The 14,954-nt window shown below is 36.6% G+C and carries 14 protein-coding genes; 9 read left to right on the forward strand and 5 right to left on the reverse strand.

The genetic code is table 11. The features are described 5' to 3' along the window. The 5 genes from MHO82_RS23735 to MHO82_RS23755 all read left to right on the forward strand — a co-directional run. Positions 1-265: hypothetical protein (locus MHO82_RS23735; RefSeq protein ID WP_239188696.1), on the forward strand; the 265-nt coding region annotated here is incomplete at its 5' end. 40 nt (positions 266-305) lie between these two features. Further along, positions 306-719 (forward strand): hypothetical protein, encoded by a 414-nt coding sequence (locus tag MHO82_RS23740; RefSeq protein ID WP_239188698.1) that lies wholly within the window; start codon positions 306-308, stop codon positions 717-719. Beyond that, positions 680-1,126: a hypothetical protein gene (locus MHO82_RS23745; RefSeq protein ID WP_239188700.1), complete on the forward strand. Its 447-nt coding sequence runs from the start codon at positions 680-682 to the stop codon at positions 1,124-1,126. Before MHO82_RS23740 ends, MHO82_RS23745 begins: the two co-directional genes overlap by 40 nt. A 70-nt stretch (positions 1,127-1,196) precedes the next feature. After that, the gene (locus MHO82_RS23750) at positions 1,197-2,045 is read left to right on the forward strand and encodes a hypothetical protein (RefSeq protein WP_239188702.1); all 849 of its coding nucleotides are present in this window, start codon (positions 1,197-1,199) and stop codon (positions 2,043-2,045) included. Between the two features lie 303 nt (positions 2,046-2,348). Continuing rightward, the gene (locus tag MHO82_RS23755) at positions 2,349-4,058 is read left to right on the forward strand and encodes a methyltransferase domain-containing protein (protein ID WP_239188703.1); all 1,710 of its coding nucleotides are present in this window, start codon (positions 2,349-2,351) and stop codon (positions 4,056-4,058) included. A gap of 156 nt (positions 4,059-4,214) precedes the next feature. On the opposite strand, the gene MHO82_RS23760 is transcribed toward MHO82_RS23755, so the two are convergent. Then, on the reverse strand, positions 4,215-4,358 hold the full coding sequence (locus MHO82_RS23760; RefSeq protein WP_239188705.1) for a hypothetical protein: 144 nt from the start codon (positions 4,356-4,358) through the stop codon (positions 4,215-4,217). Positions 4,359-5,092: 734 nt separating this feature from the next. Between MHO82_RS23760 and MHO82_RS23765 the strand changes: the two genes are divergently transcribed. The 3 genes from MHO82_RS23765 (at position 5,093) to MHO82_RS23775 (ending at position 7,649) form a co-directional block, all read left to right on the forward strand. Continuing rightward, a complete protein-coding gene (locus MHO82_RS23765) occupies positions 5,093-6,277 on the forward strand; it encodes a site-specific integrase (RefSeq protein ID WP_239188707.1) in 1,185 nt (394 codons plus the stop codon). Beyond that, positions 6,270-6,815: a hypothetical protein gene (locus MHO82_RS23770; protein WP_239188709.1), complete on the forward strand. Its 546-nt coding sequence runs from the start codon at positions 6,270-6,272 to the stop codon at positions 6,813-6,815. The genes MHO82_RS23765 and MHO82_RS23770 overlap by 8 nt, the downstream gene beginning before the upstream one ends. 96 nt (positions 6,816-6,911) lie before the next feature. Then, on the forward strand, positions 6,912-7,649 hold the full coding sequence (locus MHO82_RS23775; RefSeq protein ID WP_239188711.1) for a hypothetical protein: 738 nt from the start codon (positions 6,912-6,914) through the stop codon (positions 7,647-7,649). A gap of 215 nt (positions 7,650-7,864) precedes the next feature. Here MHO82_RS23775 and MHO82_RS23780 read toward each other — a convergent pair whose 3' ends face one another. Further along, positions 7,865-8,575 carry a hypothetical protein gene (locus MHO82_RS23780; protein ID WP_239188714.1) on the reverse strand — a complete coding sequence of 237 codons (711 nt, stop codon included), beginning with the start codon at positions 8,573-8,575 and terminating at the stop codon, positions 7,865-7,867. Between the two features lie 187 nt (positions 8,576-8,762). Between MHO82_RS23780 and MHO82_RS23785 the strand changes: the two genes are divergently transcribed. Continuing rightward, positions 8,763-9,065, forward strand: coding sequence for a hypothetical protein (locus MHO82_RS23785; protein WP_239188717.1), 303 nt, complete (start codon positions 8,763-8,765; stop codon positions 9,063-9,065). Positions 9,066-9,104: 39 nt separating this feature from the next. Here the strand turns inward: MHO82_RS23785 and MHO82_RS23790 are convergent, their stop codons facing one another. From MHO82_RS23790 to MHO82_RS23800, 3 genes are read right to left on the reverse strand one after another with little or no spacing between them, the layout of a single operon-like run. Continuing rightward, positions 9,105-10,265: a GIY-YIG nuclease family protein gene (locus tag MHO82_RS23790; protein ID WP_239188719.1), complete on the reverse strand. Its 1,161-nt coding sequence runs from the start codon at positions 10,263-10,265 to the stop codon at positions 9,105-9,107. After that, positions 10,266-12,203: a DEAD/DEAH box helicase family protein gene (locus MHO82_RS23795; RefSeq protein WP_239188721.1), complete on the reverse strand. Its 1,938-nt coding sequence runs from the start codon at positions 12,201-12,203 to the stop codon at positions 10,266-10,268. Further along, positions 12,196-14,892 carry a DNA methyltransferase gene (locus MHO82_RS23800; RefSeq protein WP_239188722.1) on the reverse strand — a complete coding sequence of 899 codons (2,697 nt, stop codon included), beginning with the start codon at positions 14,890-14,892 and terminating at the stop codon, positions 12,196-12,198. Before MHO82_RS23800 ends, MHO82_RS23795 begins: the two co-directional genes overlap by 8 nt. Positions 14,893-14,954 lie beyond the last annotated feature (62 nt).

Here is a 14,954-nt window from a genome sequence, read left to right on the forward strand (position 1 = left end):
ACATCAAGATGTTCTTAAAGATATGAATAATTTTCTTGGCTACGATATAAAAGTGTACGAAGCTCTTTTAGAAAAAAAAGTAGATGAAGATGGAGATGTTGAGTTTTTTTCTCCAATGTATATTGTGGATTTACCATTTGAAAAAAAAGACGGTGTAATTGGTTACATTATAGAAAGTAACATATATATTAAATCAGATATTGTGGATGAAATTTTCTCAAGTTATACCTATTTAGATATTATTTCTGAATACAATAAAAAGTAAACTACATATTTTAAAGCTAATAAAGATAGTTATAAATAATATGAACGAAGAAACTATTTTCAATAAAGTTAAAGGCAATGATTTTATTGACTTCAAAAAATATATGAACTGTAATGACTTTTGTGAAGATGAATTTTGGAGTTTGATGTTAAATAATGAAGACGATGAATTGATAAGAAAATTATCTATTTATTGTAATGGCGATATAGGTCTTGATTTTGAATATGGAATATTTAGATTATTTAACAATTCTAAAATAAATGCAGAACAATGTTATCGAGCTTTATCTCTTGGAAAAGAACTTGATCTTCTGAATGAAGATGAATTCTATCAGATATTAAGGTTTGGAGACAGTGCATTTAAAATAATTGTGTTTTTATTGAAAATGAAATTGAGTTTCACTCAGATATTTCTTTGTATGCATCGGTTGAAAGTGGAGGTGAAAAGGTTGTAGATCTTCTATTAAAAAATATAGACTATGATTCTGAAACTTTAGGCCAGTCACTTAATTATGTTTATCATAATAATGACATTGATAAAAATGTAGCGATAAGTATTTTTCGGAAAATACTAAGCTTATCTCCGTCATTAGAATTTAACGATAGTGAATTTGAATCACATTTATTATCTTGCCTATTTACTTATAACTATTTATTTGAAACATTATGGGATTTTTATCCAGATGCTCAAGATTTAGATTCTTTTGAATCTTGGGTTGATGTGCTAGATAGTTTAAATGGAGAAAAAATATCTAATCTAGCTAGTAATCTTAATAAGATTAAAGGGTGCTTTGGCTCCGATAAATTATTGCTAGCTATTAGAGATGAAAAATATAAAGAAATATCAGATGTTTTTAAGTAGATTTTTTATATTTTATTTTCAGAGGTTACATCGTGTTTCCTATATTTATAAAAATTAACAAGGTTTAGTTATGGATGACATTGAGCTGTTTAATAAAGTTGTTTCTAATGATTTTAATCACATGAAAAATATGATTGAGCGGGGAGATTACCCAAATGACAAGTTTTGGGCTTTGATATTTAATCATGATGATTTTAAATTAATAAAAGATCTTTCTGACTATTTTAGTGGTTCTATTGGGTTTAACTTTTCTATAGATTGTCTCAGACTGTTTTATGAAGGAAAAGTTGATGGTGATTTATGTTATAAGATTCTCTTTTTTGGCCTTGAAAATAACTATGTAAATAAAGCCGATTTTAAACGAAGCTTCATGGAGGAGGCGATATACCAAGTTTTATCTTCAGGAGATGGTGCTTTTAAAGTTATTTCATTTTTTACTGATAATAGTATAGATTTTCATTCAGAAACTGCTTTATTTAGTGCTATAGAGCATGGAGCAGAAAAAACAGTCAAATTGTTATTAGAAAATATAAACTATGATAATGATACTCTAGGAGAGGCTCTAAATCATGTTTATCATACTTCGGAAACTAATGAGACTGTAGTTATTAACATTTTTAATAGTATATTGAAATATTCACCATCTCTTGATTTTAATGAAGGAGAGTTTGAATCACATCTGCTTGACTGTTTATTTGTTTATACATATTTATTTGATTCTATTATCGGTTATGATATTAAAATCGAAGACTTGAACGAGTTTGATTGTTGGCAGGAAATTTTAGAAGAAACAAACGAAATTGAATTGATTGAAATGGTAAATAATTTAAACAAAGTAAAAGATAACTTTGATTCAGAAAAGCTACTGGAAGCAGCTAATAAAAATAATCATAAACTAATTATTGAATCTTTTAGTTAAGCAGACTCTCTGAAATCTGAGATGATTTTCAACGCACTACATGAGGCAGCCTTAGAAGAAAAAGTGCGTGGATGAAGTGTATATACTTTTGACATTATTGAATGAACACCTAATTTTTAGGTCTGCTTAGTCATCTGTATCTCAGTTTCTATATTGGTCTTTGTAACTGTATCTAATAGTAAGTATCTGTTTTTATATGGTTTAATTCTGTTAATTGTTGCTTTTGCTGTGATAGAATTTTGAGAGCAGTTACGCTTATGATTGAAGCTGGCAACCTATAGACGATGTAAGGTATAGACTTCATTGAACAAAAATATTTCTTTTTACCACAGCAATGCCGATGACTTAGCGAGCCAATATAATTCTAGTGTGTTTGAGGATGTACATCAGTCTTGGCAACCCTTTTGGCCGCAGCCGGGGAATAAGGTTTTAGATGTAGGCGCGGGCTCTGGACGTGATGCGAAGTGGTGTTCTCTACTAGGTTGTGAAACTTTTGCGATTGAACCAGCTAACGCTTTACGCCAATTAGGGCAAAAGAACACTTGTGAGACTGATGTATGCTGGCTTGACGATGCTTTACCTGATTTGAAAAAAGTCACTGGCTTAGGGATTCGTTTTGATCTTATTCTTGTTTCTGCCGTTTGGATGCATATTTCTCCATCTGCGCGAAAACGTGCTTTTAGAAAGTTAGCTAATCTATTGTCCCCAAATGGTAAATTAGTGATCACATTACGTCATGGTAGCTTTAATGATGAACGACTGTCTTATGGTGTTTCCACTGAAGAGCTTGAAAAGTTAGCAAAAGATTATGCACTCCATCTTTGTCATAAAAGTGCTCTTAGTGAAGATGTTATGGGGCGTAGTCATGTTCAGTGGCAAACCGCGGTGTTTAACCTTCCGGATGATGGAAGTGGGGATTTAACCAAAATCCGCCATATCATTGTTAATGACAACAAATCGGCGACCTATAAATTAGCTTTGTTGCGAACCTTGATCCGTATTGCCGATGCACATCCTGGTTCTGTGTTGGATAAATCCGATGGTAAAGTGTCATTGCCTTTGGGTTTGGTTGCTTTGTATTGGATTCGCCAGTTTAAACGCCTTATCGATATTGAAATTGATGGTATTCAAGGTATTCAGCAAAACCGAGATAGTGGTAAAGAGCTTGGGTTTGTTAAAGAAAAAGGTTGGCATAAGCTTAAGCACTTATCTGCGGATGATTTAGCCATTGGCGCTATGTTTATTGGCGATGATGCTATAGCGTTACACAATACAATTAAAGATACTTTAACGACGATAAAGCAGGGGCCTGTTACTTTTATCTACCATGGCACCAAACAGAATACTTTATTTCAAATGGAGAGACGACAGAAGCGATCTCCGTCATCTCTGGTGATAGATAGCGAGTTTTTATTAAGCTACGGTAATTTTGTGCTTGATGAGAGTTTGTGGGAATGCTTGCGTTTATATAGTTGCTGGATTGAACCATTGGTTGTTAATCAGTGGGTGCAAGACATGCAACGTTTTCAGACAAATCAATCAAGAAATATTGGGCTTCAAACGTACTATGACTGTTTGGTTTGGGTCGATAAAGATCATGATACTCGACTAGTGCGAAAGAAGGTCGAAGCACTGCAAAGTGATGGTGCTAGTATTCAAAGTGTCTGGAGTGGTATAAAACTTCATGATCAATTTCATATTGATCATTGCTTACCTTTTGCCTACTGGCCGAATAATGATCGCTGGAATTTATTACCGACCACCTCAGCTGAAAATCTAAATAAAGGGGCTCGCTTACCAACTGTGAAACGCTTAGGAAGCTCAAAAGAGCGGATTATTGAGTGGTGGAAAATAGCGTGGCAAAGTGACTCTGAGAAAACTCGATTTTTTGATGAAGCGGTGATGTCTTTACCTAACTTGCCTCTGAAGTGTCGAGATTTTGAGCATGTCTTTGAAGCAATGGGATTACAAGTTCGAGGCGTTAAAAGCCGATTATTAGTGAATGAGTGGTAATTGGCTCTATTCTAGGAAAAGTATTTAAGATCCAAGAACGAGTCTTAGGATAGGTTGTTGGATTTTAATAAGTAATTCGAGTTGCGGGTAGGCTCTCTATCGACTAAGCGCACACTTTTTAGCACCGTACGACAAAAGTTTGGCTTTAAGCTCTTATTATTGCAGCTTTACAACTCGCATGGCTTCTTCAAAGCTATAGCCGTGCTGTTCGATAAGCTCTACAACGGCAGTTTGTATTTCGACTGATGGAACTTTAATTTCCATTTCACCTATGGATTCAATATCGAGTTCATAACTCATGTGAACATCCTATTAGTTTTTCTAGATACAAAAAGGGCCAACCCTTTTGAGTTGGCCCTTTCCAAACGTTTGGTGGAGCTGGCGGGAGGCTGAACAAAGTCACCATTTATCTATAATTATCAGTTGCTTAAGTTGCTGTTTGTTTGTGGTTTTTCCGATTTTAGTACCTTAGAATAGACAGGAAGAGCGCCGATTACAATAGACTTTATCTTCTTGTTCTGAGGTTTCTTGTTCATTTATCCAACACGATTAGTGTGGACGCCAGTTCAACTCCCATGTCACACCGTTCGATGATTTACTCACCTTCCATTTTTTATGTAGTGATACTAGCTGCAAAAACGTACTAATTCGCCTTTCTACTACTAACGTCGCAAGACGGTGGTAGTAGAAATCGAGGGTCTGACTATTTAAAAATGTGAGATAGTTATCATTATTGAATCAAATCCAATACTTTTTCAAAAAACATTCTTCTACTAAAAGCGATAACACGTTCAAAAAATAAGCAAAAATACTTTTATATAGATTAGTGCACAAAAAAAATACTCAAATTTAGATTAGTGAAAAACAAAAATACTTTTTTTTAAATTAGTGCAATTACAAAACGCATAATTTTTCCAAGACGTCAATAGCTTATTTATAGCGAATTCTCGACTTGTTGATTCAGCGAGGAGAAGCAATTAAATTAAAAGCCAGAGAGCAGATGATAGTAGCTCTGATTAATAAGGTTTTATTTAATGGTTGAGACAACTTCGGCAGATATAAAAGATTTCAAATCTCTATATACTCAGTATAAGAACTTTATCGGATTAAAAGAATTAAAAATACTATTTGAATTCTGCAAGTATAAAAAACACAAAAATGTATCAATTAAGACAATAGAAGATCAGATGAATATGATCTGTAAAATGATATCTATAACTGATAAGAAAGTAAACAAGTGGACTAAAAAGGATGCCATAGATGTATATTACAAAATATACCAAATGCCAGACACTAGAAATTTCAAGTCAATAGATAAGCCTAAAAGGCTATCTAACTTCTTTGATAATAATCATTGCGACTATAAAACAATTTCTATTTCAACTGCTAATAAAAGACTTGGCTACTTGAAAACTTATTTTGATTGGTTGGTGGAATATGGTTATTTGAAAAGAAATCTCATTAAGAACCTCAAACCTTTATCTGATGTTAATAAAGATAGCTTGAAAAGAAAGGCATATACAGAGAAAGACCTGAAGGTAATCTTTTTAGATGAGATTTTTAGTACCAAGAGCAACGCTAGATCATACAAGTATTGGGTGCCAATAATAGCAGTTTTGATGGGGATGAGACAAAATGAGATCGCTCAGCTTTTCAAAAGAGATATTATTTTTGAGGGTGGTTTATGGGCTGTATATATAAGGGCAGGTGGGGATGGTCAAAAAGTTAAAAATAAAAACTCAATACGAAAGATACCTATTCATAGAAAGTTAATAGAAATTGGTTTTATTGATTTTGTAGACTCGATTGAAGACGGTCAATTATTTAAAGAGTTGAGGTGGTGTAAGAAGAATAATTATAGTCGATATATTTCACGATGGTTTAGTGAAAAGAAAAAGAACTGGGGCTATGGAGAGGAATATAACTTTCATTCTTTTAGGCATTATCTTACAAATGAGATGAAACAGAATAGGGAAAGGTTATGTATAGCTTCAGAGATTACTGGTCATGACTACGATAGTGTAGCTTTTGAAAGATATGGTAAAGAATACTCACTGAGGGAGAAAAAGAGAGTCATAGAAAGAAGAACAAGTAAAGCAGTTAAGAAACTAAAAAGAATTTATCCGACGGCCAATAAAAATATTGGAGAAAGGGTTTTATCTAAGTTTTCAAATTTATTAAGCAACAAGATTTTTTTCAATAGGATTTATAATGTTTAAATTTATTCGGTCATTATCTAACAAAAATAGTCAAGGAAGTGAGCATTTATCAAATGCTGTTGAGCCTCCTAAAGTAGTTAAACCTCAAACAGATAAAGTGAAACCTGTACTAACGAATGATATTCAACTTCCAAAACTAGAGAGCACTGGAATGTATGGGGTACTAAAGAATGCTGTTGACACGATATGTGAAACTACAGAAGCATTACCTACAGCATTGGTAACCGAGATTATGGCTTGGATTTCAGTGAGTATACCAAGAGGAAGTGTATATATTCCTTTTGGGACAAGTCAGACAGAAGCACGATTGAATACGATTATTGTTGCACCTACAGGTGAAGGTAAGGGCATAGCAACAAGACAGTTTTCTGCTGTCAGGAATATAATAAGTGAACTTCACCAAGACCTGTTTTGTCCAATATTTCAAGGCGGGCTATCAACACCTGAAGGGCTTATAAATATGATTCGTGATACGGATTCAGATAACGATTATAAAGGGTTAGAAGAGTCTTCGGGTAGGTCAACTGTTAGTCATTGAAGAGGAGATGGCTGCAATATTCAAATTGGCAAACAACCCCAATAGTAATTTTAGTCCATACTTTAGAGTTTTTTTGATGGGGCTAAGGTTGCCCCGTTGACTAAGTACAACAAAATCTCTTGTGCAGAGCCACACGTTGCGTTTTATGGGCATATTACCCCTCAAGAGTTACTAACAGTTGTTAAATCAGTAGATTTATACAATGGTTTTCTAAACCGTTTTCCAATTTACTATGCTAAGCGAGAGAAAAGCGTTCCAGTACCAGAGGCTATTCCTAAAAGTCTAACAGAAGGATTAGCAAATGAACTGATGGATATACTTGAATGGGTAAAGGAAGCAAATCGAGAGATGCAACGCTCTGAATGCTTCATAGCTCTTTGGGAGGATAAGTATGAAAAACTGCGAACACTCGGGACAGAAAATAGTGTTGAGAGGGCATTACTCAGCCGAGCTGCACATTATGCAACAATGTACTCTATGATCTTTGCGGTGATGGATAAAAGTACCGTTATCACCGCAGAGCACTTAAAAGCTTCTTTAGCTTGGATTGATTATTGGCACCAATCAATTTCATACATATACAGCACTGAAAGCAAGCGGGCGAAAGATGCGGAACTAGAGGAGAAAGGGAAAAAGGTTCTTGAAGTTATTGTGAGAGAAATTCAGGCGTCAGAACAAGGCTATATTGGTAAAACTCCAATAACTAAAGCATTTAGTGGTAAGTTTAGCTCTCAAGAGATTAGTGAGATTCTTGAATACCTTCAGAATAAAACCAACCCTAAAATTAAGGTAGATAAGTTACCTAGAAATGCTTTGAGTATTAGTTTGTGCTAGTTATATATTAATCTATGAATATTGAAACCTCAGGATTGTCACAACAGTTCTGAGGTTTCTTTGTTTATTTTTTTATCTTATTATTCGATAAGGATTCTATTTTTGCAAGAGTCTGTCTGGTTGATTCAGGAATGAAACTATCTCCAACTATGCAATCTAGGTATGATTTTTTAATTCTGTTGAACTGCCTGTTCATTTGTTTCTCATTTTTTTCTTCAAATGCCAAAAACCACTTTTCCATCTGCTTGAGCATACGCAATAGGGTTTTGTTTTTTTTCGATATTACTATCGAGTTCGTTCTTATTTGCTTTCCATATTTCCAGTTTTAATCCGGTATTTTTATGTTTTGGTGAATATTCAGATATGTTATAGCCAAAGTTTTTAAGTACCGATGATGTATAAATACTTTTCACAATTTTAGTGTATTGCTTGCGTTGTAAATTTTTTAGTATTCTAAAATTATGTCCATCACAAACTATCTTTGGAATTATGAGGTGTATATGATCACCTGTGCCACTATTTATATTCTGATCTTGTTGGTGAAGTACCGCTCTAATACATAACTTAAATCGTTTGAACTCTTCCGGCGTCAGCTTGCAATATTTCTGCGTATTAGAGCATATATCGTCTATTACGTTACGCCATGATTCAACATCAGGACGATAACCTTTAGGTAGCGTCAGACAAAACTCCATTGCGTAAGATTCTAGTCTACGACCTTTAGTTCTATTAATGGTTCGGCGGAGGTTAAATTGCTCACCCATCAAAGAAACTCTTTTTACCGTTGTTTTATTTCCACAAATACTAATAATTTTTTCAGTGTTTTTATGATTGGAGTGGGTTGTTGATGTTAGATACCTTTCTCTTAGAAAAAGTCCTTTACTTTGCCATTTTACTGGCTGTGTTATTACCGTCCACTTATTCATGCTTTATTAAAATAATAATAGTATAAATGTCATTATTCAAATGTGTTATGGACATGTAGGTTTCAAGATAGGACAAATGGCTTCGCTTGTTTTTTGTCCATCTTGTTGGGGGTTCCCCAAGCCCCTTTTCATGCTGTGAATATTTTACTAGTATTAAAATAAACTATGACTGTTATTGAACAAGCACATGAACTGCAAAAAAAAACATGATTTGGATGAGCTTTTTGAAAGAAAATTTTTTGAAGGATGTATTAAATCTGGACTAATCACAGTTTCGGAAATAGAAGACAAAGAAGGTAGATATAACTACTTGAATAAGTTCTTCAAAATAAATAACAGCTCAATAGATTTGTATCATATTAGTGAGTCTCAATCGGAAGAAGTTACGTCTGACGCAGAACTTGAAGAGAGGCTGTCTAACATTTTCAAGATACTATCGAAAAAGCTAATTGAATCTGTTCCTGTAGATGAGTTGTATCGCTCTAATTAGGGTGGGGAACGGGTATCTGGCGAGATACCCGTTTATTACTTATCGTTCGACAATATCCTGAGTAACGGCATCAAAGCGATAATTGATGATATCGCCAGTAATCAGCATTTGGATAGCTTGTTTGATACAAGGTAATGGAGCGATAAACCATTCCCTTGGAGTATGAGCAATCCCTTTATGGTCAGCGACTTTCACATCCAGGCATGAACTGCCAAAGAAGGTATGTAGCAACCCTTCAAATTTGTTCGCCTTCATGTTGTAACACTCAAACTCCGATACAAGTTGAACTGGAGCCATAAGATATGTTGGTTCGTTCTCAGCGTTGGCTATACGTTGCTTTACTGGAGTCGTTGAATAGCCAATCTTGAAGAGGTTATTTACGTCCTTAATTTCTGGTTCTGAGCTTAGAGATTTCAAGATATAGATATAACCTGATTTTTGGTCATCTCGGGTGATATTCAACAACTCATCTAGGGCTTTATCAGATTTGTCTAGGATACGGCGACCAGTCTCATCTTTGTACAGTTCTGTAGCTAGCGAGCGAAGAAGCATGTCAGATTCCGTGCCATTCTCAAAGATCAGGTGCAAACGTGCATTAACCTTACCGTTGGTCTTCTTCCTCTCCTCCATATCGGATACGTAACAGGTCACACCATGCAAGATAAAGAACATACCTTTCTGGATTTGTTGCTCACCAGTAAATTGAACTGCTTCTTTTTCACCTGCTTTAAGATCACTGTGGCATTGATGAAATAATGGTTCATACCTTTCAAAATCTTCACACTTCTTGCGTTTTGCCACACGGCTTGGCATGTCTAAAGTTTTCTTTACGTGTTTGAGATTGAAAATACTGTCTTTGGGTTGATCTAAAATACCGAGTATGTCATCTGCAAGAACGTCGTCGAGCGATTCAATTTTATGCTCCTCAAAGCGTGGTAGTAAGTTATGAACATCATGAGTTTCCAGTGCTCGGCAGTGCTGTTCATTGGAGCGGATGGACTCAAGGCTTTTACTACGCATCAGCTCAATTGGATTGCCTCGATTAGCTTTTGGCTCTCTGCCATGCTTATCAAAAAAGTCATTGATTTGCTTGAACTTGGTCAATAGATGGTCATCTGCTGTAGGAGCAGATGATTTAGGTTTTGTCTTCAAAATACCCATATCATCACTAGAGATGATATCTTTTAGCCAATCTTCCATCTATGAAGCTCCTTGTGCCGCAGCTTGCTCTTGAGCAAGTCGGCGAAGGTATATAATACACTGCGCTAGTTCACGCTCTCGCCCGTTTCGAGAGTTAATATCTGGGTGACGACCACTGTTGGCTTTTACAAACTCTTGAACTTTAGGCCAGAGCGCAATAGCTTCTTCTTTGGTCATTTGCATTCGTGTTGACTCAATTGACTCTTGAATCAGCTTTAGAGTGTCTGTGTTAACTGACTTAGACAGTATCTCAAATGCTTTCTGGAACGGGTTAACCTGATCGATAAGGTCAATATGTAACTCATCAATATTGATGAACTTATCTGCCATTCTTACGAACTTTTTACCGCCTTCTTCTTTGATGTCAGAGGTAGAAATAGCTGAATCAACAACGACTCGCTGGCGTATTTCCTCTACTTCATCTTTGGTCAAATCGGGGTATTTTTTCTCAATTAATTTTGGAATCAGTACCGTATTGATAACCTCAGGATCATGACCAGCGGCAGATGCTTTGACGATGTTATCATCTTGAAGAATTGATGCTTTTAGATCATCCAAGTCTGTTTCAACGATTTGTTTAGTGCGCTTTGTACTAGGCTCTTTCAAACCACCAATGCTTATCACACCCGGAGGGGTCGGATCTGTATCACCGGGGTTTTTAGCCTTGAATTTGAAGTTTGGAGCTAGAACTTGTTCCATTAGAAGGGAGCAAGTTATTGCTTTAAGCATGTTGTTAACAGCATAGTTAACTTGATCGTTGCTTGCATCAGGCTCAGCAATCAGATTAGTAAACTGGGCATGGGTTTTGTTGTTGCTATCACGAGTACATCGACCAATGATCTGAACAATTTCTGTCAGAGAGTTACGATAACCGACAGTTAGTGCGTGCTCACAGAAAGCCCAGTCGAAACCCTCTTTAGCCATACCTAAAGCTATGATGATATCTATGTCATCTACATCATCTATGTCTCGTAAAAATGCTTGAATTTTGTCACGTTCATGCTCTTCTACAAGGTCAGCAACTTTGATTATTTTGCCATCCTCCTTACGCTTGAGATGAATTACCCCCGTTTCTGGGTCGGTAAACTCATGCTCTCCGATAAGGTCTAGAATCGCTCCCACTTGGTCATATTTATCTTCTCTACCAGATTCAGCAGAGTTGACGTTGGGGATATGCACAATCGTCTTCTTGTCAGTATCTAGAACTTCATCGATTGCCGTAAGGTAGTGACCTTTGTAAAAATGGTAGCCAATACCTAAAGACTTAAGGTACTGGTAGCCATTAAGCTGCTCGTAGTAGTTGAATGAAACCTTATCAAACTTCATTTCATCTTCAGGTGTTAGAACGGGTACGCTATCACCTCGGAAGTATGAACCAGTCATTGCTACGATATGTGCTGTACTATTCTCAATAAGCGCACGAAGTACATCACCTAGCACGTTATCTCCATCAGCAGAAACGTGATGGAACTCATCGATAGCTAGCAAGGTATTATCGAAAGTCGAGTCTTCAAGCTCTTGATAGGCGAACCTCAAAGTAGCATGGGTACAGATCAGAATTTTTTCGTCACTATCTAGAAATTCTTTGAAAGCCTTCACCTTGCTCTTTGTACTTGCAGATGTACAAAGGTTGTAATGCGGATTGATATCCCAGTCGGCGAAGAAACCGAACTTAGATAAATCTGTATGCCCAAAAGAGCCACCGATTGAACGTTCAGGTACAGCTACGATAACCTTATCGACACCTTGGTTATGGAGCTTATCCAAACCGATAAACATCAGTGCACGGGATTTACCAGAGGCAGGCGGAGCTTTAATCAGTAAGTATTGACTTGTACGCTGTTCAAACGCACGAGCCTGCATAGCTCGCATCCCCATTTCGTTTGTACTTGTACTTTTACCCGTTTGTGCATAGGTAACGTGGACTAAATCAGGCATTGACAGTATCTCCCACTAAATCTTCATACATTTGAAAGAGTTTTTCTAGCAAAGCCATTTCACTTAGTTCTGAACCGTTAGAGTATAGAGATTCTATGACTTGATCTAACTCGAGGTGAGCTTGTTTCAAATCTTCAGGCATAATTTCAGGGTCATAGAGTTTTTCAAGAGTTGTGTGTGGGTGTGATTCTCTTGCCTCTAAAATTTGTATAGCTTTCTCTTCAATTATTGCTTTTTGGTCTTCTGAAAGAGGAGGAACGGGAAAAGTGTTGTAACAAAGCCCTACTGTATATCGCAGGCCATCACCAAGCCTTCCAGCAACAGCTTTCATCCAAATCATGTGTAAGTGAGAGTTAACTAATCCAAAAGTCGTAAGATCTCCGTCAGGTATCATCATTGCGAGATTCGTAATGACGTTTTCTGCGGGAAGTAAACCAATAGGTACATACTTTCTTCTGGACGTTGACACATTGGGTATAACTATTTGGGTTTCTTTAGCAGTATTAACCTGAACAAAGCGATGAGGCATATTGATGAAATTTTTTTCAACAGTATTACCGTTTAGTCTTTTATTTCGAACTTTCTCAATTCGTTCTTGAATCGGGGGAATAGAGGATGCTTCCTCAACTTGGTCATCTTCAATCCATATGCACCAACGAGAAATACCTTTAAGCATTTCATTTGTACCAACTAGTGGTCTGATGTATTTTTCAGCATTACTGTATGTAGCAACCAACTCTTCTTTTTCTTGATTCGTGAGAGTTAAAAAACCACCCTCTCTAGGTTGGTTACCACCTATCATGAAAGGGAGGTTTGATATTGGTTTGTTTTTACTTGCTACTATAGTTTTGCCGCCATCAACAATATATGGGTTAATGTATTTGGCTGATTTTATGACTTTTTCTGTGTAAATCTTCTTATCCGTATTACTTTCTTTAGATAGGCCGATGATTGTGCACATCACACCTGCATTATCTCTGGCGCTGTTTTTCCATTTGAAAAACTCGTAAGCAAATTGAATAGAAACACCTAACTCAAAAAGTGGCGGCCATAGCATGCCTACTTGGCTTCCCTGACATATAGAGTTTGTCGTTACAAAAGCAAAACTTTGCCTTCCTTTGATGTACTTTGCAGCCTTGATGAACCAACAAGAGACGTAGTCCAAGTTCTTGTAGTTTTTCAACCCTTTGAAAACAGTATCCATGTCGTGGATATGGACTTCTTTATGGTTTCTTTGACCCAAATATGGTGGGTTGCCAAGTAAATAAATCTCATCATCTTTATCGGTGGGCACTAATTGCTCCCAATCTACTTGAAGAGCATTTGCAGAGAAAATTCTACCACTTTGTTTCAGTGGTAGTGTTGGAGCGGTATATCCAAACTCAGTTTCAAACACCATATTCATCTGATGCTCGACTAACCATAGCGATAGTATTGCCATCTCATGGGCAAAGTCATCTAGCTCAATACCATAGAATTGCTCAAGGCGAATAGAAGAATGTGATTCATCAAATAGGCCAAGAGCACCTGAATCTGATTCACCTTCTAACTCTCTTATACGCTTGAGAATTTCGATCTCTAGTAGACGAATTTCTTTGTATGCGATGATCAGGAAGTTACCAGAACCACAAGCAGGATCAAAAACTTTGATGCGACTCAGGCGTACCTGAAGTTTGCGCAATTTATTTATGTTGTCTTTGCACTTTTCGAATTCACTATAGAAATCATTTAGGAACAAAGGTTCAATGACTTTCATGATGTTAGTAACAGATGTGTAGTGCATCCCCATTTTGCTACGAGTTTCTGGGTCTGCTACACCTTGTATCATTGAGCCGAAAATATCAGGGTTTATGTCTGCCCAGTCTAGTTGACCAGAGTCGAGTAGCATGCGGCGGGCTTTTGCATCGAATTTCGGTATTACGATGTCTTTTTTGAATAATCCACCATTTACATACGGGAAGCTAGCAAGGTATTGAGGTAAGTCACCACGTTGATGAGCAGGTTTATTCAGTACCTCGAATAGTCGTTCTAATGTAGCGGCTACATTAGAACCATCTTCAGATGTGTGCTGGTTGAGCAGGTTTGTGAACTGGTTTTCACCGAAGATTTTAGTGTCTTCAGCAAAGAAGCAGAATAATAGGCGGTTCAAGAAGACTACTAGTTCATGCAGTTGCTCTTTTGTTGCATTGGCAGGATAGTTTTGTTCTTTGATATGGTCAAAGAAGTCTGCCATTTTCTCAGCAGCTTTAACGTCCGCAGGATTTTCACCTCGATAAACCATTTTCTCCATACCCGCCCAAGGTAGGAAGAAATCGAAGTGTTTCGGCAGTTGATTAAGCTCAATATCAAGAGTGTCTTGAGTCTTGGTGTCAACAGCAATGATTTGGTTGAAGTCGGTCACAACAACAAAACGAATCTTGTTCGTTTCTACTGTTTTGCTTCTTTTGATCTCATCGACTTCAGCGAACAGGTTGGTTTGACAAGGCTTGAAGTACAAGTGACGCTTGAGGATTACCTCACCATCGGTTTTGGATAGGTTACGTTCCCCCGACTTTACTCGACTAACGACGGACTTTCTGTGTCCGTAGGCTAGAAGCAGTTCATAAACAAACTCATCTCGTGACAAGGATTGGTTTGAAATGTTTTGGACTAAATCCTTCACATTTTCTTCGATTTGGACGCTGTTCATATTTTCTCTAACTTAAGTGACGTTAGTTGCATTCTAATATGAAATCGATGTCAAATCTTTAA

The organism is Vibrio sp. Of7-15 (genome assembly GCF_022347565.1).
Taxonomy (GTDB): Bacteria; Pseudomonadota; Gammaproteobacteria; order Enterobacterales; family Vibrionaceae; genus NORP241.

Bases quoted from the DNA above. Each gene is read 5' to 3' on its own strand.
- MHO82_RS23795 (WP_239188721.1), bottom strand. From the start codon at position 12,203: ATGCCTGATTTAGTCCACGTTACCTATGCACAAACGGGTAAAAGTACA.
- MHO82_RS23740 (WP_239188698.1), top strand. From the start codon at position 306: ATGAACGAAGAAACTATTTTCAATAAAGTTAAAGGCAATGATTTTATT.
- MHO82_RS23785 (WP_239188717.1), top strand. From the start codon at position 8,763: ATGAACTGCAAAAAAAAACATGATTTGGATGAGCTTTTTGAAAGAAAA.
- MHO82_RS23750 (WP_239188702.1), top strand. From the start codon at position 1,197: ATGGATGACATTGAGCTGTTTAATAAAGTTGTTTCTAATGATTTTAAT.
- MHO82_RS23800 (WP_239188722.1), bottom strand. From the start codon at position 14,892: ATGAACAGCGTCCAAATCGAAGAAAATGTGAAGGATTTAGTCCAAAAC.
- MHO82_RS23760 (WP_239188705.1), bottom strand. From the start codon at position 4,358: ATGAGTTATGAACTCGATATTGAATCCATAGGTGAAATGGAAATTAAA.
- MHO82_RS23765 (WP_239188707.1), top strand. From the start codon at position 5,093: ATGGTTGAGACAACTTCGGCAGATATAAAAGATTTCAAATCTCTATAT.
- MHO82_RS23790 (WP_239188719.1), bottom strand. From the start codon at position 10,265: ATGGAAGATTGGCTAAAAGATATCATCTCTAGTGATGATATGGGTATT.
- MHO82_RS23770 (WP_239188709.1), top strand. From the start codon at position 6,270: ATGTTTAAATTTATTCGGTCATTATCTAACAAAAATAGTCAAGGAAGT.
- MHO82_RS23780 (WP_239188714.1), bottom strand. From the start codon at position 8,575: ATGAATAAGTGGACGGTAATAACACAGCCAGTAAAATGGCAAAGTAAA.